Origin of the sequence: Ruminococcus hominis, from assembly GCF_014287355.1 — a bacterium.
GTDB classification, from domain to species: Bacteria; Bacillota; Clostridia; order Lachnospirales; family Lachnospiraceae; genus Schaedlerella; species Schaedlerella hominis.
Genome location: NZ_JACOPE010000001.1, coordinates 165773 through 185666 on the forward strand (window position 1 = coordinate 165773; position 19894 = coordinate 185666).

Here is a 19894-nt window from a genome sequence, read left to right on the forward strand (position 1 = left end):
TTCAAACACGAAAAAGTTAATTAAAATTAGAAGTTTTTAAGGTTTAACCTGAAAAACTGTTGAATAACAAATAGTTTTACAATATATCAATATATTCTCCGGCAAGTGCTTTGTTCATACTTCTGACAGCGCAGAATTTTCCACACATGCTGCAAGTGTCACTGTGATCATCTTCCGGTTTTCTGCTGTCGCGGATCGCTTTGGCAGTTTCAGGATCTAAAGCACATGCGTACTGAGCATCCCAGTCGAGAACGCGACGGGCATCGGCCATCTTGTCATCAATATCACGTGCACCAGGAATTCCTTTTGCAATATCGGCTGCATGAGCTGCAATCTTAGAAGCAATGATTCCCTGTTTTGTATCTTCTACATTTGGAAGAGCAAGGTGCTCAGCAGGAGTTACATAGCAGAGGAATGCAGCACCACTCATAGCAGCTACGGCACCACCGATGGCAGCTGTGATATGGTCATAACCAGGAGCAATGTCTGTTACAAGAGGTCCAAGTACATAGAAAGGAGCTCCCATACAGATGCTCTGCTGTACTTTCATATTGGCTGCAACCTGATCAAGCGGCACATGTCCAGGACCTTCTACCATAACCTGTACATTGTGATCCCAGGCACGTTTTGTAAGTTCTCCCAAACGAACAAGTTCTTCAATCTGGCATACATCTGTTGCATCTGCAAGACATCCAGGACGGCAGGCGTCGCCAAGAGAAATTGTTACATCATACTCTTCGCAGATATCAAGAATTTCATCATAGTATTCATAGAATGGGTTCTCTTCGCCTGTCATACTCATCCATGCAAATACAAGGCTTCCGCCACGGCTTACGATATTCATTTTTCTTTTATGTTTTTTAATCTGCTCGATTGTTTTTCTTGTAATTCCACAGTGAAGTGTGACGAAATCAACACCATCTTCTGCATGCATACGGATAACATCGATAAAATCATGAGCTGTAAGTGTTGCAAGGTCACGCTGATAGTGGATAACACTGTCATAAACAGGAACAGTTCCAATCATAACAGGACATTCGCTTGTCAGTTTGCGGCGGAAAGGCTGAGTATTTCCATGGCTTGAAAGATCCATGATTGCTTCGGCACCTAAATTTACCGCGCTCATTACTTTTTGCATTTCTACATCATAATCTTTACAGTCACGTGATACACCAAGATTGACATTGATTTTTGTGCGGAGCATACTTCCGACACCCTCAGCACTTAAGCAAGTATGGTTTTTATTTGCACAAATGGCAACCTTACCCTCAGCAACAAGTGTCATAAGTTTATCAACATCCATATGTTCTTTTTCAGCAACAAGTTTGATTTCAGGAGTGACAATTCCTTTGCGGGCTGCATCCATCTGGGTTGTGTAGTTTCTCATGTTATTTTGCCTCCAATCATTTTAATAAAAAAATAAATTATATTTATGACGTCAGCAAAATACGGACAGCGTACATGAAAGATGAAAGTCTGTAGTGATACAGATCGTTCATCGAAAAACCAACACGTCCAGTGAATGAGCATAGAAGAAATAAGAAAAAATATTTCTCTATGGATATGAAATATTTTTGCTAACGCCTACATCAGAGCAATCTGATGATATACAAAATCATAAAGCGATTTGCTTTTTTATAGCGGTACAAGGTGGTGTCCCCAATGTATCGCTTTTGGGTCAAACAAAAAAATTATGCTGTAGTGAGCTGTGACATCACTCCACTTTTCTGAAGGATTGAAATCAGGATAAATGCAAGAATACTTCCAGCCACAGTAGAAATAAGGAATGGTATTACATAAACGAACAGTCCTGCAGGTGCAGCACCCATAAGGAAACGGGCAACCGGGTAAGCTGCGATACCACCAAGAATACCGGTACCGATAGCTTCAGCAAGACAAGTCAGGCTTAAGACTTTACATTTTTTGTAAACCAGTCCACAGCACAATGCACCGACCATACTTCCAGGGAATGCCATAAGGCTTCCAAGACCAAGTATATTACGAAGCAGGCTTGCACAGAAAGCAATGCCAACTCCCCAACCAGGGCCAAGTGTAACAGCTGCAAGAATATTGACCATATGCTGAACCGGAGCACATTTACTTCCGGCAACGGGAACGCTCAAAAAACTTCCTACAACTGCAAGAGCAGTAAGAACTCCGGCAAGTGCTAATTTTTTTGTTTTATTTGTTTCATTCATAATCTGAGTCTCCTTTTCTTTTTCTTCGGAAATGCGTTTGTCATTTTGAAAAAATTGAGATGAAAAAAGGATCCTCACCTGAAGTGAAGATCCTACCAGCTGTCCGAAATAAAAGAAATGAGATGCGAGGGCATCTCAATCAATTACATGGTATACATTCCCTCCGTTGGCATTATCCAAATCAGGTTTAAGTGGGTCGAAACGGAATTACGTTTCCTCTCAGCCGGCTTTCGCCAGCTCCCCAGTGACAATATAAAATTGTTGTCTAGTGATATTATGCATCTATATGTATGAAATTGCAAGGGGAATCTTAAAAAATGGAAACTTTGAGTGAACAGTAACAATTTGAAAATTAATATATTATATTATATATTCTAAGTAGTAAGTGGAATATAGATTTCGCAGATAAATTGAAAGAGAGGAAGAATGTTATGAAAGAGCTTATATTATCTCAGCAATATGCGTTACTTGCGTTAAACGGACAGGAGAGCCTTCATCCAAGCGTGGCAAAAAATGCGGTGCTGCGTGCGGTTGCTGCGGCACAGGTGTTGGAAACAGAGTTTGGGAGAGATATAAATTCATTTTCAGAATTTTCTGCAGCATTACAGAAAGCAGTGCAGATAGCAAAGACTTTGAAGAAAAAAGAAACATCTCAGATTGAGCAAGAAGTGGTAAATGCTCTGAAAGCAGAAGAACTTTTAAAGGAAGTTCCGGATCTTCTGGGATGTGATATGGATTATGATACATCAGGTGTTGAACTGAAGGCATATCTTAGTGATGAGATAAGTTATGTTAGAATAAAAGAAGGCCTTCGTGCAGAGATTTTAGAGGATGGTCCAATTAGTTTGGAATATGCAGTCTTATTATGGCTTCTTCGTGAGAGTGGTTGTATTCATGATTTGTTTTCTGTATCAGAGCAGAGTCGTGTAGAAGAGCGTATGACAGAGGCTGCCACGCAGGATGAGCAGTATCGTACACTATGGGAAGCAGAGTTCCACAGTATTTTCGAAGGAGTTATGAATCGTTTTATAAAGACAAAGAGTAAGTTGTTCAAGAATCCATATTTAGAAGGTGTAAATCTTGCGTTCCCTTATCTTGATAGAAGGAAATCTGTATTTATAGATATGGTTATTTGGGGGACAAATGTAGCAGATAGAAGGGCTGCGGCAGTAGAATATCTGGATAAAAAAGGATTTACAGTAGAAGAAATAAGAATAGGCAGTGAGACATTGCTGAAAATAGGAAATATATATTATCGCATATTCCCAATGACAAAAACGGCGTATAAAGTACCGATTCAGGGAGTTAATCTGGTACCGGCATACTGGTAGTAAGAAAAGGGTATTGACATAACAAGTATGTGAATAGTGGAAAAGGTGAGCAGATGTCAAGACAGAGAAGTATGGAAGTAATAGAACAGGCGGAATATGTGACAATCGGAGAACTTGTGCGGCTTACGGCAGTACGCTACAGTACTTTGAAGTTCTATACGGAGGAAGGTATGCTGCCTTTTGAGCAGGCAGAAGAGAACGCCTATCTTAAAAGAGAACCAGCCCGACTCAAAATTTAAGTTGAGTCGGGCTGGTTCTCTTTTTACTTTACACACTATGAAATCCCTTACCAATAATCTCGCTTGTATTCGATATCAAGATAAAGGCTGTTGGCTGATTCTCCTTGATATAGTTACGAAGTTTAATTGCCTGAGGGCGGTTGAGTGCAGTGAAGATAATATATTTTTCATTTCCGGTAAATGCACCCTGGGCATCTACAACAGTTGCGCTGCGGTTTAGCTCATTTACAATGAAATCACAAATAGGTTGTGGATCATCGCATACAACATTAAAATATTTCGAAAGATTAAAGCTTTCAATAAAGTTGTCGATCATGAAAGAACGAACGGCAAGTCCGAGGAAGGAGTACAGTCCGGTTTTGATGTCAAATACAAAGCATCCGGCAACTGTGATCAGAATGTCGGATACGAGCAATGCTTTTCCGATATCGAAACTGCTGTATTTTTTAATAATCATAGCAATGATATCCGTCCCGCCACTTGATGAGCCGATATTAAAAAGAATGGCAGAGCCAAGTGCAGGGAGTGCGATTGCAAAGCAAAGTTCTAACATCGTCTGGTCTGTCAGAGGATGGGTCATTGGACAGACACGTTCTAAGACAGAAAGTGCAACAGAAAGCAGAATACTGCAGTAGGCAGTTTTTGCTGCAAATTTTTTACCCAGTACAAAAAATCCAAGTAACAGCAACAGCATATTCATGATAAATGAAAAATCACTGGCGGATATTTTCCCGGTTTTGGCAACCAGTACGGCAAGACCGGTGATACCACCAAAAGTAAAATTGTTTGTAAATTTGAAAAAATAAGTTCCAACTGCCATAATGAGTGTGCTGACAGTCAGTAAAGTAAAGTGTTTTAGCTTACTTATATTCATATGAATCCTCCTGAAATTTGCTTATGTTACCTATAAGAATTCAAAAGAAAATTCTTTTAATTACTGTTTATAAAATGCCATGTGAACAGTAATTTTTTTCCATATACCAACCGAATTGTAACGCGAGGATATTTATTTGTCAACGCAAAATAAAATCGTACAGATAAAAGTGCAGAAAAAGAAAAAAATTTTATGCTATAATAAGAAAAGTGAAAAATTTCGAGGGTGTAAAAGTATGAAAATAGAGTATCGAATTCAAAAAGATTATATAGAAATTGTCCGTTGCTATGGCGTGGATTCCTGCGTAACGCTTCCGGCACAAATTGACGGATATCCGGTAAAAAAAGTAGCTGCATACACATTTTCGGCGAGAAAATCACAGGAAGATGAGGATGTGCTTACGTATGAAAGTGAAGACGGTCTTCTGCTGGAAGAAAATAATAAATTGCTTGCGGGAGTAGATGTGGAGAAAGTTATCTTTCCAGAGACTGTTGAAGAAATCGGTAATTATATCTTTTATGGCTGTAAGGAATTGCGATATCTGGAATTTTCCAATACATTAATGAGTATAGGCAGTGGAGCATTTACCGGATGTGGCAAATTGAGTGGATTGAAAGTGCATATGAAGCGGGGAGAGAAATCTTGTGTAAAAGAGATTCTTGGAGATTTGTGGCAGCGGATAGATGTTACTTTTATATATGAAGAAGCAGGGAAAGAGGCAAGATTAGTATTCCCGGAACATTATGAGGAAGCGGTGGAAAATACACCGGCAAGAATTTTGTTTACACAACATCATGGAACGGGCAATAATTATCGACAGTGTTTCTATAATAAGGAAATGGATTATCGAAAATATGATGAGTTGTTTGTTTTGGCAAAAGCACAGGATAAACAAGAAGTATTGGTCGATATGGTGTTTAACAGGTTAGAATATCCGTATGATTTGACAGATAAAAACAAAGATGAGTATAAAGATTATATGTTGGAACATTTTGCAAAGTGGTCAGAGATTTTAGTGGAGCAAGATGCGATTGAACGATTGCAATTTTTGAGTAAACAAAATCTTTGGAGCCGGGAGATGTTGGACATAGCTATTATGGAAGCCTCTGAAAAAAAGAGGGGAGAAACATTAAGCTTTCTTATGAACGAAAAACAGAGCTTGTATCCGGAGCGGAAGAAGAAAACGTTTGAATTATAAAAGAGGAGGGGATGCAGATGGACAATCAAGGATTAGGAACGCTGGATGCGACCGGTGAACTTGCTGAACAATTAGAGCGGATCGGGACACAAATTTTGAATGCATCCCGTGCAGAATTATATTTCGGTATGCGTTTTTTGGATGTGGCTTTAAGCAGTTTTGATTATCAGATGAATACGGAGGTTGCACCATTTGGAACGGACGGAAGAAGTATCTTTTATCATCCGCAATTATTGGGTGGAATGTACCGAAGAAATCGAATTCAGGTTAATCGGGGATATTTGCATATGGTATATCATTGCATTTTTCGTCATATCGTAAAACCTGTAAATGGAAATGTGTGGGAGCTAAGCTGTGATATTGCGGTAGAACATCTGGTGGATGCCAATTATCACAGATCGGTGAGGGCGTCTAAGAGTTTGCTGCGGCGTGAAACATATAGGCGGTTGGAGCAGGAAACAAATGGAAAAGTGCTGAATGCGGAACGCATTTTCAAGATTCTGCAAAGCTGGAGTCTCGGAGAAAAGGAACGGGAGAAATTAGAACAGGAATTTTATGTGGACGATCATCGATATTGGGAGAGTCAGAAACCAAACCGACAGCCAGATCCAATATTGAATCAGAAGTGGCAGGACATCAATGAACAAATGGAAACAGATTTGGAGACATTTTCTAAAGAAGCATCACAAGAAAATGGTGATTTCATTGGACAGATAAAAATAGAGAATAGAGAACGGCATGACTACAAATCATTTCTTAGAAAGTTTTCTGTGTTTAGGGAAGAAATGGGAATCGACCCGGATTCTTTTGATTATAATTTTTATAGTTATGGATTATCATTATATGGAAACATGCCTTTGATAGAACCGCAGGAAACAAAAGAAGTAAAGAAAATAGAAGAGTTTGCGATTGTTATAGATACTTCCATGTCGTGCTCCGGTGAACTGGTACAAAAATTTCTGGAGGAGACGTATAGCGTTCTGAAGGAAAATGAAAGTTTTTTTAAGAAAATAAATGTGCATATTATTCAGTGTGATGAGCAGGTGCATTCTGACTGTAAGATTACAAGTGAAGAGGAATTAAAAGAATACATGGAACATATGGAATTGTATGGTCAGGGAGGGACAGACTTTCGTCCGGCATTTGAATATGTGGAGCAGCTGGTCAGGGAAAAAGAGTTTCATGACTTGCGTGGATTGATATATTTTACAGATGGGTACGGCATTTATCCAAATAGAATGCCGCCATTTAAAACAGCATTTGTTTTTATGCAGGAAGATTATACAGATGTAGATGTTCCTGTGTGGGCAATCAAACTAATATTAAGTGAGGATGAATTAGGATAAGTTTCTATCGTATCAGTAGTTACATTGGCTGATTTGATAGAAATAAAGTAAGAGGAAGTATAGAAGGGAACATAAAATGGATATAAAGCGTGCGAAACAGGAAATCAAAGATTCTATAGAAGCGTATTTGACGAAGGATGAGTTTGGAGCATATCGGATTCCGGCTATCCGTCAAAGACCGGTACTTCTGATGGGACCTCCTGGGATTGGTAAAACACAGATTATGGAACAAATTGCAAAGGAATGTAAAATTGGTTTGGTTGCATATACAATTACGCATCATACAAGGCAAAGTGCAGTCGGATTACCATTTATCAAAGAAAAAATATATGGCGGACAGACTTATTCGGTAACAGAATATACGATGAGTGAAATTATTGCGTCAGTGTATGAGAAAATCGAACAGACGGGAATCAAAGAAGGAATTCTGTTTATTGATGAGATTAACTGTGTGTCAGAAACACTGGCACCGACAATGCTTCAATTTTTACAAGGAAAAACATTTGGAAATCAGAAAATTCCGCAAGGCTGGATTATTGTGGCAGCAGGAAATCCACCGGAGTACAACAAGTCAGTTAGAGAATTTGACATTGTTACATTAGACCGAATTAAAAAAATCAATGTAGAGGCAAATTTGGATGTATGGAAAGAATATGCGTATAAGCAGGGCATTCATCCGGCAGTGATATCATATCTGGAGCTGCGTAAACAGAATTTTTACCGGATTGAGACAACAGTAGACGGCAAAGCATTTGCTACGGCGAGAGGCTGGGAAGATTTGTCACAGCTTATACAGACTTACGAAGTGCTTGGAAAAACAATAGACAGGGATGTCATTGCCCAGTATATTCAGCATAAAATGATTGCAAAAGATTTTGCAAATTATCTGGAACTTTTCTATAAATATAGGAAAGATTATGGAGTGGAAGATATTCTGGAAGGAAAATGGAATACCGCAACGTTACAGAAAATCAAGGCGGCTCCGTTTGATGAGCATTTGAGTGTAGTGAGTCTGTTAAATGGTAAAGCAAGTGAAATGTTCCAGAAAAGTTTCCTGGAGGATGCATATGTTTCAAAAGTATACGAATATTTATTGATTTATAAAGAAAATCTGGAATCTATGCGCCCAGAAGATATCTGGCATCAGGCAGAACGCGATTATCAGGAACAGATACGAAAAGAATTATTGAGCCATACAGAAGAAATTGTAATGAAAAAGGCGGTTTCGGCACTGGAAAAATTTGCAAAACAAAGCCAGAATAATATTTTGGAAAGTAATAGCGAAGAACAATTTGAACAAGTAAAAGAAATGTTCGGAGAGCTTGTACAGAACCGTGAAAATCTGATAGAATTGACTTCAGAGATGCTGACGCATATTTTTGATTTTATGGAGGCTGCATTTGGAGAGAGTCAGGAAATGGTTGTACTGATCACGGAATTGAATGCCAACAGTTATGCGGTGTGGTTTATTAAAGAAAATGGCTGTGACCAGTATTATCGGTATAATAAAGGGCTGCTGTTTGATGAGCGTCAGCAGGCAATTGTGCAAGATATGGATGCAGTAGAGACATTATTAAACAAGCAAGGGGCAATCAGCTAGGAAGGAGCAATCGAAGATGAATGTAAGAGAAATGAGAAATGAAGTATTGGCTAACCGGGTAGTGAAAAATTTGGAATCCCGTAATATGGAAGCATATTTCGTGAAAACAAAAGAAGAAGCATTAAAAAAAGCATTGGAGCTGATTCCAGAGGGAAGCTCAATCAGCTGGGGAGGAACCGCTTCAGCTAAGGAGATTGGATTGTTAGATGCTGTACATGAAGGGAATTATGAAGTATATGACAGGGAAGAAGTCCAGACACCGGAGCTGAAAAATGAAATTGCTCATAAAGCGCTGGACTGTGACTTTTTTATAGGAAGTACAAATGCATTGGCAGAAAATGGCGTGATGGTTAATATAGATGGAAATGCAAACCGTGTGGCAGCGTTTGCTTTTGGACCGAAAAATGTACTTTTAATCGTAGGCATGAATAAGGTTGTAAAATCTGAAGAAGATGCCATGAGCAGAGCTAGAAATGAGGCGGCTCCGATCAATGCACAGAGATTCGGACTTGATACTCCATGTTCTAAAAATGGAATGTGCTATGATTGCAAATCACCGGATTGCATTTGCTGTCAGATTTTGATCACGAGATATTCCAGAGCGGCGAAGAGAATCAAGGTGATTCTGGTAGACGAGAACTTAGGGTTCTAAAGGATAATGCATGAGTAAAAGAAATAGAAAACCAAATAGAAAAAAGAAAAATAAGACAGGGAATATCATTTCCACTATCATATTGATCATAGCTGTCTGTGTATTTGTGGTTGCTGCATATCAGTTACTCCTTAATGTTCTCCCGTATTATCAGGGTGGGAAAGACTATGATAAGGTAAAGGCACTTGCAGTTCAGACAGACGGCACAGACGATAAAGATGCAAAAACTTCAGGTGAAGAACAAGTAGGGGAAGCAGCTTCAGGATTCAAAGTAGATTTTGCAACACTATTGGAGATGAATCCGGATACAGTAGCGTGGATTCGATTCGATGAGCCATCGATCATCAGTTATCCGGTAGTAAAAAGCCAGGATAACAATGAATATTTGACAAAGACGTTTACAGCAAATGACAATAAATTGGGAGCAATCTTTGTTGATAAAGATTGTGCATCAGATTTTTCGGGAAGAAATACGTTAATCTACGGACATCATTTGAATTATGGCGGGGAGATGTTTTCGAGATTAAATGAATATGCGGATGAGAGCTTTTGCAAGGCGCATCCATATTTCTATATTTACACACCAGATGGAAAAACGAGAACATATCAGGTGTTCAGTGCAGGTGTGGTTAAAGATATGGCAGACAATTATATACTGTCCTATGCGACAGATGAGGATTTTATGAAATATATTGAACTGTGCAGGAGCACATCTAATTATGCTGTGGATGTAGAAGTAAATGTACAATCCAAGATCGTAAGTTTATCTACATGTACGAATGTGAATGAAGATGAAAGATTTTTGTTACAAGGCGTATTGGTAGAAGAAAAATAATTGCAAGTCACAGCAGGCTGTGGCTGATAACGAAAAAATAGGAGGAGAGGCATGGAAGATCGTTTTGCGGTAGGAGACATTATCCGGATGAAGAAGCCACACCCATGTGGAAGTCATGAATGGGAAATTCTTCGTGTGGGAGCGGATTTTCGTTTGAAATGTGAAGGCTGCGGGCATCAGGTTATGGTGTCTAGAAAATTGGTTGAAAAAAATACAAAAGAAATACGAAAAAAGGCTTGAAAGAAATAGAACACTATGATAAAATAGCAAATTGTGACATGCCGTTTAAATAAACGGTTGAAAACATTTCCTTGCTCTCGTGCAAAGTCGAGGGCCAGAGACCAAAAGGAGGTAAAAACACATGAACAAGTATGAATTAGCTGTTGTTGTCAGCGCTAAAATCGAAGACGACGCTAGAGCAGAAGTCATTGAAAAAGTGAAAGATCTGATCACTCGTGTAGGTGGTAATGTAACAGACGTCGATGAATGGGGTAAGAGAAGATTTGCTTACGAAATTCAGAAGATGAAAGAAGGATTCTACTACTTCATCCACTTCGAGGCTGAGAGTACTGTTCCTGCAGAGTTGGAACAGCGTATCCGTATCATGGATCACGTTCTCAGATATTTATGCGTTAGACAGGATGCATAATAGAAAGAGGTATATATGAACAAGGTAGTTTTGGTAGGAAGATTAACCAGAGACCCGGAAGTTAGATATTCTCAGGGTGACAGCTCAACAGCAGTTGCCAGATATACATTAGCAGTAGACCGCAGATTCAAAAGAGATAATGAGCCAAGCGCAGATTTTATTCCGTGTGTTGTGTTCGGTCGTTCAGGTGAATTTGCAGAAAAATATTTCCGTCAGGGAATGCGCGTTTCCGTTTCCGGTCGTATCCAGACAGGAAGCTATACAAATAAGGATGGCGTAAGAGTCTACACTACTGAGGTAATCGTAGAAGAACAGGAATTTGCTGAAAGCAGAGCAGAGAGTGAAGCGAACAGAGGTGCGTTCCACCAGTCAGCTCCTAGCCAGGCAGCACCATCACCAAGCGTTGATGCCGGAGATGGCTTCATGAATATTCCAGATGGAATCGATGAGGAGTTACCGTTTAACTAAAGTCTGACTTCCAAATGAATAATTATGGAGGTAAACGAAATGGCTTACGAAAAAGGTAGCAAACCAGAAGGCGGCTTCAAGAGAAGAGGCCCAGCACGCAGAAGAAAAAAAGTTTGCGTATTTTGTGGTAAAGAAAATAACGAAATCGATTACAAAGACGTTGCAAAATTAAAGAAATATGTTTCTGAAAGAGGAAAAATTCTTCCAAGAAGAATCACAGGAAACTGTGCAAAACATCAGAGAGCTCTTACAGTAGCAATCAAGAGAGCAAGACACATTTCTTTGATGCCATACGTTCAGGACTAATTGAAATGATAGAGTTGTCATACTTTTGTGTGGCAGCTCTTTTTTTATATTTTATGAGAAGTCTGATGCGAAAAAATCCCAGTGGATTAAATGTGTAAAAAGTGATATACTAGAACTCAATAATGGGGTAATAAGATTGTTCATTCGTGAACGGATACAGAATAATTACATATTTACGTGCATACTCAAGGGGAGAGACGAGTATAGCCTGAAAGGGAAAGTTTCATGGATAATAGAAATGTGCGTTTAAAAGGGCAGCTGCGAATGTATATGCAGTGGCCGGTCATTATGACAATTCTTCTGGTCGCTATGAATATATGGATGTATAAGGTAGACCGGAAAGCCGGCTTAATGATGTCGGTATTTGTCATCATCTATATGGTAATTGTAGGCGTGCTGTATTTCTACAATCGCTCATTAATTCTTGCGGACATGATCCAATTTTCCACACAGTACAAGGGAATCCAAAATACACTTTTGAAGGAACTTGCAATTCCGTATGCAATATTGATGGCAGATGGAAGAATATTGTGGAAGAATGATAGTTTCGAAGAACTGTTTGTAGATCAGAAGTGGGAAAAGTATATGAACAAACTGATTCCGGAGTTGAATCGCGGTGTATTTCCAAAGCAGAATATGGAACAAGTGGAATTACAAGTACAGTACAAGGAACGCGATTATCAAGTGACACTTAGAAAGGTGTCAATGGAAGGATTCAGTGAGAAAGAAGAAGTGCTCCAGATTCCGAAAGAACAGGAGTATTTTATTGCAGTTTACATGACAGATGTTACAGAATTAAATGAGTATATCAAAGAGAATGAAGACCAGCGTATGATTGCAGGACTCATTTATATTGATAACTTTGACGAAGTCATGGAAAGTGTTGAGGAAGTGCGACAGTCCTTATTAATCGCGTTGATTGACCGAAAGATTAACAAGTATATCGGAGATGTAGATGGAATTGTTAAGAAACTGGAAAAGGACAAGTATTTCATTGTAATCCGAAAAGAAAGCTATAAGAAATTCGAAGCAGATAAATTTTCGCTGTTGGAAGAGGTAAAACAAGTCAATATTGGTAATGCCCGCTCAGCGACATTAAGTATTGGATTAGGATTAAATACAGCAACATATGCTCAGAGTTATAACTATGCCCGTATAGCAATCGATCTTGCACTTGCAAGAGGGGGAGACCAGGCAGTAATTAAAGATTGTAATGGCATCACATACTTTGGCGGTAAGAAAGAGATGACTTCAAAAAATACACGTGTGAAAGCGCGTGTTAAAGCAGAAGCGTTGCGTGAATTTATTGTTGCCAAGGATCAGGTTATTGTTATGGGACATAAGATTGCGGATGCAGACTGTCTTGGAGCTTGCATGGGAATTTATCGAGCTGCAAAGGAGTTGAAGAAGAAAGCGCATATTGTCATGAACAGTGTGCCAAGTTCTGTTCGTCCATTATATGATGAGATTGTGGACAGTACTGCATATGAGGATGATATTTTCCTGACATCAGAGAGAGCAATGGATTATATCAATGATAATACGATGATTGTCGTGGTTGATACAAATAAGCCACAGATGACAGAGTGTCCGGAGCTGCTTAAGAAGTCGAAGACAATTGCTGTATTGGATCATCATAGACAGAGCAGTAATATAATTGAGAATGCAGTTTTGTCTTATGTAGAGTCGTATGCGTCATCTGCCTGTGAGATGGTAGCAGAAGTACTTCAGTATATTGTGGATGATATTAAGATTCCAAGTGTTGAGGCAGATTGTCTGTATGCAGGAATCATGATCGACACGAGAAACTTTATGAACAGAACGGGTGTCAGAACATTTGAAGCCGCTGCATTTTTGCGAAGATGCGGTGCGGATATTACAAGAGTCCGTAAGATGTTCCGAGATGACATGGATTCATATAGAGCGAAGGCAGAGGCTGTCCGTATGGCAGAGGTATATCGCAAGGAATTTGCAATCGCAGAGTGTCCGAGTGATGTTGAAAGCCCGACTGTTCTGGCTGCACAGGCTGCAAATGAGCTGTTGGATATTAGTGGAATCAAGGCATCATTTGTCTTGACTATTTATGAGGGCAAGATTTATATGAGTGCCCGTTCTATTGATGAGGTAAATGTTCAGATTGTTGCGGAAAAACTTGGTGGAGGCGGCCATATCAATGCTGCCGGTGCTCAGTTTGATCATACCGATATGGAAGAAGCAATCAAGGCGTTAAAACAGACGATTGATAAAATGATAGAAGAAGGAGATATTTAACATGAAAGTTATTTTATTACAGGATGTAAAATCCCTTGGAAAAAAAGGTGAAATCGTAAATGTAAACGATGGATATGCAAGAAATTTTATTTTGCCAAAGAAGCTTGGTCTTGAGGCAAATGGAAAAAATATGAATGATCTTAAGCTCCAGAAGAATAATGAAGCAAAGGTTGCAAAAGAGCATCTTGAAGCTGCAAAAGAGCTTGCAAAACAGTTGGAAGCAGGTAAAGTTGAAGTTGCAATTAAAGTTGGAGAGGGCGGAAAAGTATTCGGTTCTGTCTCAAATAAAGAGATTGCAGCAGAGGTAAAGAAGCAGTTAGGCCTGGAAATCGATAAGAAGAAAGTACAGCTGAAGGATGCATTAAAAACACTTGGTACACACAAAGTGCCTGTAAAGCTTCATCCTGAGGTAACAGCTGAAGTGACAGTAGAAGTAAAAGAAGAAAAATAAAGACGTTCTTAAGGGGAATGTATGGAAGAAGCAGTAATTAAAAGAATTATGCCGCACAGTACAGAGGCAGAGCAGGCTGTCATAGGAGCCATGCTGATGAATAAAGATGCAATTATGGAGACATCTGAGATTTTGCATGGTGAAGATTTTTACCAGACTGCTTATGGAATTTTGTTTGATGCGATGGTGGAGATGTTTCATTCTGGTAAACCGGTTGATCTGATTACATTGCAGGAACATTTAAAAGAAAAAAATGCTCCGCCGGAAATTGTCAGTATGGAGTATGTCCGTGATTTGTTGATGAATGTTGACACTTCTGCAAATGTAAAGTATTATGCGCAGATTGTCCAGGAGAAATCAACATTAAGAAAACTGATCAAGATTAATGAAGAAATCGCCAATACCTGTTATATGGAAAATCGTCCGCTTGAGGAGATTTTGGAAACGACAGAAAAAAAGGTATTTGAGTTAGTTGAACGGGGAAATGTACAAGAATATGTTCCTATTAAGCAGGTTGTGTTAAATGCGTTGGATGTAATCGAAAAAGCATCCAAGACGAAGGGAACAGTAACCGGTATTCCAACCGGCTTTATAGACCTGGATTATAAATTATCCGGATTACAGCGTTCGGACTTAGTTTTGATCGCTGCCCGTCCTTCTATGGGAAAAACAGCGTTTGTGTTAAATATCGCACAGCATGTTGCATTTCGCGAAAATCTGGCAGTTGCAATATTCAGTCTTGAGATGTCGAAGGAACAGCTGGTTAACCGACTGTTCTCGCTGGAATCTCATGTAGATGCACAGGTGCTTCGAACCGGTAATTTAAAAGATACAGATTGGGAGAAGCTGATAGAAGGAGCAGGACGAATTGGAAAATCGAAAATGATCATCGATGATACATCCGGTATTTCAATTGCAGAGATGCGTTCGAAATGTCGTAAGTATAAGATGGAGATGGGACTGGATCTTATCATTATTGACTACTTACAGTTGATGAGTGGAAGCGGTGGAAGAAGTAATGAGAGCCGTCAGCAGGAAATTTCAGAGATTTCACGTTCGCTTAAAGGGTTGGCAAGAGAGTTAAATGTTCCGGTTATTGCACTTTCGCAGTTAAGCCGTGCAGTAGAATCCAGAACAGATAAGCGTCCTATGTTGTCTGACTTGCGTGAGTCCGGAGCCATTGAGCAGGATGCCGACGTATGTATGTTTATTTATCGAGAAGATTATTATATTCCAGATACGGAAGATAAAAACATTGCTGAGATTATTATTGCAAAACAGCGTAACGGCCCGATCGGTACAGTGCGACTGGCATGGATGCCTCAGTATACAAGATTTGGAAACGAACTGCGACAGCAGGATCAATAGTTGGGAGAACCGGAGAGCCAAATGGGGACGGAGTTAGTGGCTTTTTGCGTAGCAAAAAGCCACTAACTCCGTCCCCTTGGCTCTCCCCGGTTCTCTCCTATGTAAGAATTTTTCGAAGGCGGGTGAGAGGAGTATCTTTCACGGCCTCTTTTCGAATTGTCTGTTGCTGTCGGATCAAGGTGTCAAGTTTACGATAATGTTCTTCTTCCTGACGTTCATTTGCCTGAAAAAGAAAATCTACCTCTCGCAGAACATCCTGAGTTACTTTTTTGCTAATGTTTGTTTCCAGCGTTTTATTATTTTCAGTTACAACTTCTGTCAATACATCCCCAATGAGATTACGAACCTGTTCCAATTGAGTGATAGGAATTACATCAGCAGAGTCCACTTCTTTTTTAGTGATATCAGTGGATGTTACATTTGCCGGAAGTTTAGCGTTTTCTTTTGGCTCGGTTAATTTTTCTTTTGCGATTGTTAGTTCATGAATCATAGGTTTCAAATCTTTTAGCATAACGCCTTCATCTTTTAGTTTTTGGATACATCGGAATAGTTGTATATCATCTTCAGTATAGTATCGGTGTCCCATTTCTGTACGGCCGATTTTCAAATCCAGTTCATCTTCCCAGTAACGAAGTACATGAGCTTCAACATGAACTTGTTTAGCGGCCTCAGAAATCATAAATCTGACTTCACCCATAAAATATAGATACCTCCTTAAGATATTCGGATAACAAGTCTAATAGAAATGATATAAATATGAATCATGTTCCTTAAACAAGTATAGCATAGAGTATACTTATTGCGAGGGAAAATCGTTCGTCAAATTCTGCGCAGAGAAGACAAAAAGTTACTGGGAACAGTAACGATAAAAATGAGGTTATAAAGAAATATTGAGAAAAAAACAAGTAAAGCAATAAAAAAGAAAGCCATACGCCATCTGATATCAGATGAGTAAGGCTTTCTTTTTTGTGATCACTTTGCTTTATAATATGATTCTTAAGCTTCAGAAATAGCTCCTGTAGGACATGCAGCTTCACAAGCTCCACAATCAACACAAGCGTCTGCATCTACAACGTATTTGCCATCTCCTTCAGAAATAGCGCCTACTGGACATTCGCCTTCGCAAGTACCACAGCTTACACATTCATCACTAATTACGCGTGCCATAGTATGTACCTCCTTCGAAAAATTACAACATTTTTCTGTTGTTATTCTCTATTCTAATACAAATGTGTAGAATATACAAGCAGAAAATTATTACAGTATAAGTTGCAAAAAAGAAAGATTTAAGAAAAAATTCCTTTTATTTTCACAATAATCGTGTACAATAAGTAAGGTACAGTAAAGCAAATACAATGATTTGTTATAAAAAGGGGAGATAATGAATGAAGAAAAGATGGATGACTGTTACAGCAGTTGTAATGGCAACGACATTCATGATATGTGCATGTGGAAAACAGCAGGAGCAGACAACAACATTTACCGGAAAAGAAACGGAAAAGCCAGAATACCAGGGGAATCTTAATGCGATATCGCCTGCGGCATATAATAATGTGGAAGGCTTGAATCTTGAGCCGGGTACATATATTTCAATTATCGGAAAAGATGATTCATCATCTTATTGGACGAATGTTAAAAAAGGTGTTATGCAGGCTGCGGACGATTTAAATAAAGAGCTTGGCTATAAAGGCAGCGATAAGATTAAAGTTACATATAATGCACCGGCAAAGTCAGAGGACATCGATGAGCAGGTGAATATTCTGGATGAAGAGCTGTCGCGCTATCCGGATGCGGTTGGAATAGCAAGTATTGACAGTGCTGCATGCAGTGTACAGTTTGACTTGGCAACAGCAAATGGAATTCCGGTCATTTCACTGGACTCAGGAAATGAGTATAAAGGAATCCAGTGTATCGTAAAGACTGATAATGAAGATGCAGCCCGCACAGGAGCATATAAATTGGCCAACGAAATAGGAGATGAAGGACAGGTTATCCGTGTTGTACATGATTCCAATTCTGAGACAGCAAAAGAAAGAGCAAAAAGTTTTGAAGAGGAGATAAAAAATAATTATCCGTCTGTATCAATCGTAGAAACGATATATTGTGATAAGCTGGATGATTTGAAAAAGAAGATTGCAGTAGAAAAGAATCCAAATATGTCAGAAGACCTTCAAAAGGCAGCAGTAGAGAAGATGACAGATGATGAAGTAATGCAGTATTATTTGAAAAAATATCCTGATTTAAAAGGTGTGTTTGGAACAAATGAATCCTCAACAATTTTTGCTCTGGAAGCATTGCAAAAAACAGAGCTTGCAGGCAAAGTGGCACTTGTAGGATTTGATATCAGTGAGGAACAAATCGCTGCAATGAAGAATGGAGAAATCTCAGGACTTGTAGTGCAGAATCCATTTGGTATGGGATATGCTTCCGTTGTTGCAGCAGCGAGAACCATATTGCAGAGTGGAAATGAAGCAGTTGTAGATACAGGATATATCTGGGTTACAAAAGATAATCTGGAAGATGAATCAATTCAGAATATGTTGTATAAATAGAGCCAATGGGGAGAGCCAAGGGGACGGAGTTTAGTGGCTTTTTTGCGTAGCAAAAAGCCACTAACTCCGTCCCCTTGGCTCTCCCATCCCCTTTGGCTCTCCCTGCCTTAGCTTCGAGTAAGCGAAAAAATAAATTCTGTTCCGACACCTTCTGTACTGATGACATTAATATGTTCATCGTGAGCTTGTATGATTTCTTTTACAATAGAGAGCCCAAGTCCGGTTCCTTTTTTGTCTTTTCCACGAGAGAGGTCTGATTTGTAAAAACGTTCCCAGATTTTTCCCTGGTCATTTTTAGGAATACCGATACCGGTATCTTTGACAGAAGTAAAAATCTTGTCGTTTTTCAGTGTGACTTCGACGGTGACAGTAGAATCATTGTCGCTGAATTTGATAGCGTTATCGATTAAGTTATATAGTACCTGCTGGATTTTTCGTCGGTCGGCATGGACCAGAACTGTTTCGTCTACCAGTACTAATTTAATTGAAACATGTTTTGGAGTGCAGACTCCTTCAAAGGATGCAGCGGTATGCTTGATCATTTCCTGCAAGTCAAAATCGGTTTTATCAAGCAAAAGTTCTTTTGTATCAAATTCATTTAAGGTGAGCAGGTCATTGGTCAAATCAGTCAAACGTTCTGTTTCAAATAAAATGATTCCGAGATACTTCTCATATAATTCCGGCGGGATTGTTCCATCAGACATAGCCTGAACATACCCTTTCATAGAAGTAAGAGGAGAACGAAAATCATGAGAAACATTTGCAACGATTTTCTTTTGATAGTCTTCCATATCCTTTAACTGGGCAGCCATATAATTGAGGGATGCTGACAGATATCCCATCTCATCCTGTGTATGTACAGGAGTTTCGTACTCAAGATTTCCAAGCGCATATTGTTTTGCAGCATCTGTAATCTGTCGGAGAGGGAGAAGTATAAAATACTGAAAACCAATCAGAAAAATAAATGCCATAATATAAATTACGAAAATAGTAATATAGAAAGGTTTCATCAGCTGAACACAAATGTTGTCAATATAAGATACAGGGGTGTGGATTAAAAGATATCCCTTGGTATCAAATCCTTGTATAACAGGAGCGATGACTGTAATCATATCTTCTTTAAAATATCCATGATAATCACCTGTTAAATATTGATTTCCGGCGGTTTCAGCCGGATCGAAATCAGCAATAGAAGAAGGCGCACTTGTGTTATTCCAATTGCTGGCAGTAATGATTGTTCCGTCTTCTGATACAAACCAGAGAGAAGAATTCATGTAGATTTTCATAGCACTTAACTGAGTATGCACAGACCAGGCAGTAGTTTCGCCGGAAAAATAAGAAGGCAGGTAATTGGTTGTAAGGATATTGGCCTCTTTGTACATGTTTTGTGCGGTGTTGACTTTAAGAGTCTCAATTAAAAGCTGATTTCCAAGAGTGGCGGCAGTGAAAAAGCTCAAAAATCCAAAAATAATATATAAAATAATAAACTTTAAATTAAGTGTACTTTTCATAGATAGATAAGCCTTTCTTTTTTTATATAATCATTGCCGTACAGC

20 protein-coding genes, 1 pseudogene and 1 riboswitch are annotated in these 19894 nt (G+C 39.1%); of the genes and pseudogenes, 15 read left to right on the plus strand and 6 right to left on the minus strand.

Annotation, left to right across the window (positions count from 1 at the left end; translation table 11 throughout):
• Positions 1-76: 76 nt before the first annotated feature.
• Both thiC and thiW read right to left on the minus strand, forming a co-directional pair.
• On the minus strand, positions 77-1387 hold the full coding sequence (gene thiC, locus H8S40_RS00665; protein ID WP_118688953.1) for a phosphomethylpyrimidine synthase ThiC: 1311 nt from the start codon (positions 1385-1387) through the stop codon (positions 77-79).
• 304 nt (positions 1388-1691) lie between these two features.
• On the minus strand, positions 1692-2198 hold the full coding sequence (gene thiW / locus H8S40_RS00670) for an energy coupling factor transporter S component ThiW (RefSeq protein ID WP_118724943.1): 507 nt from the start codon (positions 2196-2198) through the stop codon (positions 1692-1694).
• Positions 2199-2339: 141 nt separating this feature from the next.
• A riboswitch (TPP riboswitch) is annotated at positions 2340-2452 on the minus strand.
• A gap of 177 nt (positions 2453-2629) precedes the next feature.
• Here thiW and H8S40_RS00675 point away from each other — a divergent pair.
• Together H8S40_RS00675 and H8S40_RS00680 are read left to right on the plus strand one after the other, a co-directional pair.
• Positions 2630-3529, plus strand: a complete 900-nt coding sequence (locus H8S40_RS00675) for a hypothetical protein (protein ID WP_186864310.1) — start codon at positions 2630-2632, stop codon at positions 3527-3529.
• Positions 3530-3582: 53 nt separating this feature from the next.
• Positions 3583-3729, plus strand: a pseudogene (locus H8S40_RS00680) (MerR family transcriptional regulator); the annotation flags it as partial.
• A gap of 67 nt (positions 3730-3796) precedes the next feature.
• Here H8S40_RS00680 and H8S40_RS00685 read toward each other — a convergent pair.
• A complete protein-coding gene (locus tag H8S40_RS00685) occupies positions 3797-4642 on the minus strand; it encodes a YitT family protein (RefSeq protein ID WP_022074696.1) in 846 nt (281 codons plus the stop codon).
• Positions 4643-4877: 235 nt separating this feature from the next.
• Here H8S40_RS00685 and H8S40_RS00690 point away from each other — a divergent pair, with 235 nt between their 5' ends.
• The 12 genes from H8S40_RS00690 to dnaB all read left to right on the plus strand — a co-directional run bounded on the left by H8S40_RS00690 (position 4878) and on the right by dnaB (position 15786).
• Positions 4878-5840 carry a leucine-rich repeat domain-containing protein gene (locus H8S40_RS00690; RefSeq protein WP_186864311.1) on the plus strand — a complete coding sequence of 321 codons (963 nt, stop codon included), beginning with the start codon at positions 4878-4880 and terminating at the stop codon, positions 5838-5840.
• 17 nt (positions 5841-5857) lie between these two features.
• Positions 5858-7186 (plus strand): vWA domain-containing protein, encoded by a 1329-nt coding sequence (locus tag H8S40_RS00695; RefSeq protein ID WP_366482101.1) that lies wholly within the window; start codon positions 5858-5860, stop codon positions 7184-7186.
• 76 nt (positions 7187-7262) lie between these two features.
• Positions 7263-8786, plus strand: coding sequence for an ATP-binding protein (locus H8S40_RS00700; protein ID WP_186864313.1), 1524 nt, complete (start codon positions 7263-7265; stop codon positions 8784-8786).
• Between the two features lie 16 nt (positions 8787-8802).
• Positions 8803-9438, plus strand: a complete 636-nt coding sequence (locus H8S40_RS00705) for a lactate utilization protein (RefSeq protein WP_186864314.1) — start codon at positions 8803-8805, stop codon at positions 9436-9438.
• A 10-nt stretch (positions 9439-9448) separates the two neighbouring features.
• Positions 9449-10273 carry a class B sortase gene (gene srtB, locus H8S40_RS00710; protein ID WP_186864315.1) on the plus strand — a complete coding sequence of 275 codons (825 nt, stop codon included), beginning with the start codon at positions 9449-9451 and terminating at the stop codon, positions 10271-10273.
• 51 nt (positions 10274-10324) lie between these two features.
• A complete protein-coding gene (locus H8S40_RS00715) occupies positions 10325-10513 on the plus strand; it encodes a DUF951 domain-containing protein (RefSeq protein WP_022074690.1) in 189 nt (62 codons plus the stop codon).
• A gap of 121 nt (positions 10514-10634) precedes the next feature.
• Positions 10635-10922, plus strand: a complete 288-nt coding sequence (gene rpsF / locus H8S40_RS00720) for a 30S ribosomal protein S6 (RefSeq protein WP_022074689.1) — start codon at positions 10635-10637, stop codon at positions 10920-10922.
• Between the two features lie 15 nt (positions 10923-10937).
• Entirely contained in the window at positions 10938-11390 is a 453-nt protein-coding gene (locus H8S40_RS00725; RefSeq protein ID WP_022074688.1) for a single-stranded DNA-binding protein, read from the plus strand.
• Between the two features lie 39 nt (positions 11391-11429).
• Complete coding sequence (rpsR, locus tag H8S40_RS00730) at positions 11430-11696, plus strand: 30S ribosomal protein S18 (protein WP_022074687.1); 267 nt, start codon at positions 11430-11432, stop codon at positions 11694-11696.
• Between the two features lie 225 nt (positions 11697-11921).
• A complete protein-coding gene (locus tag H8S40_RS00735; protein WP_022074686.1) occupies positions 11922-13967 on the plus strand; it encodes a DHH family phosphoesterase in 2046 nt (681 codons plus the stop codon).
• Between the two features lies 1 nt (position 13968).
• The gene (gene rplI, locus H8S40_RS00740) at positions 13969-14418 is read left to right on the plus strand and encodes a 50S ribosomal protein L9 (RefSeq protein WP_022074685.1); all 450 of its coding nucleotides are present in this window, start codon (positions 13969-13971) and stop codon (positions 14416-14418) included.
• Between the two features lie 21 nt (positions 14419-14439).
• On the plus strand, positions 14440-15786 hold the full coding sequence (dnaB, locus tag H8S40_RS00745) for a replicative DNA helicase (RefSeq protein ID WP_117992051.1): 1347 nt from the start codon (positions 14440-14442) through the stop codon (positions 15784-15786).
• Positions 15787-15883: 97 nt separating this feature from the next.
• Here the strand turns inward: dnaB and H8S40_RS00750 are convergent, their stop codons facing one another.
• A complete protein-coding gene (locus tag H8S40_RS00750) occupies positions 15884-16483 on the minus strand; it encodes a helix-turn-helix domain-containing protein (RefSeq protein WP_186864316.1) in 600 nt (199 codons plus the stop codon).
• 299 nt (positions 16484-16782) lie between these two features.
• Positions 16783-16953 carry a 4Fe-4S ferredoxin gene (fdxA, locus tag H8S40_RS00755; RefSeq protein WP_022074555.1) on the minus strand — a complete coding sequence of 57 codons (171 nt, stop codon included), beginning with the start codon at positions 16951-16953 and terminating at the stop codon, positions 16783-16785.
• Positions 16954-17171: 218 nt separating this feature from the next.
• Between fdxA and H8S40_RS00760 the strand changes: the two genes are divergently transcribed.
• A complete protein-coding gene (locus H8S40_RS00760; protein ID WP_186864317.1) occupies positions 17172-18338 on the plus strand; it encodes a substrate-binding domain-containing protein in 1167 nt (388 codons plus the stop codon).
• A gap of 107 nt (positions 18339-18445) precedes the next feature.
• Here H8S40_RS00760 and H8S40_RS00765 read toward each other — a convergent pair whose 3' ends face one another.
• The gene (locus tag H8S40_RS00765) at positions 18446-19849 is read right to left on the minus strand and encodes a sensor histidine kinase (protein ID WP_117990736.1); all 1404 of its coding nucleotides are present in this window, start codon (positions 19847-19849) and stop codon (positions 18446-18448) included.
• Positions 19850-19894: the final 45 nt, after the last annotated feature.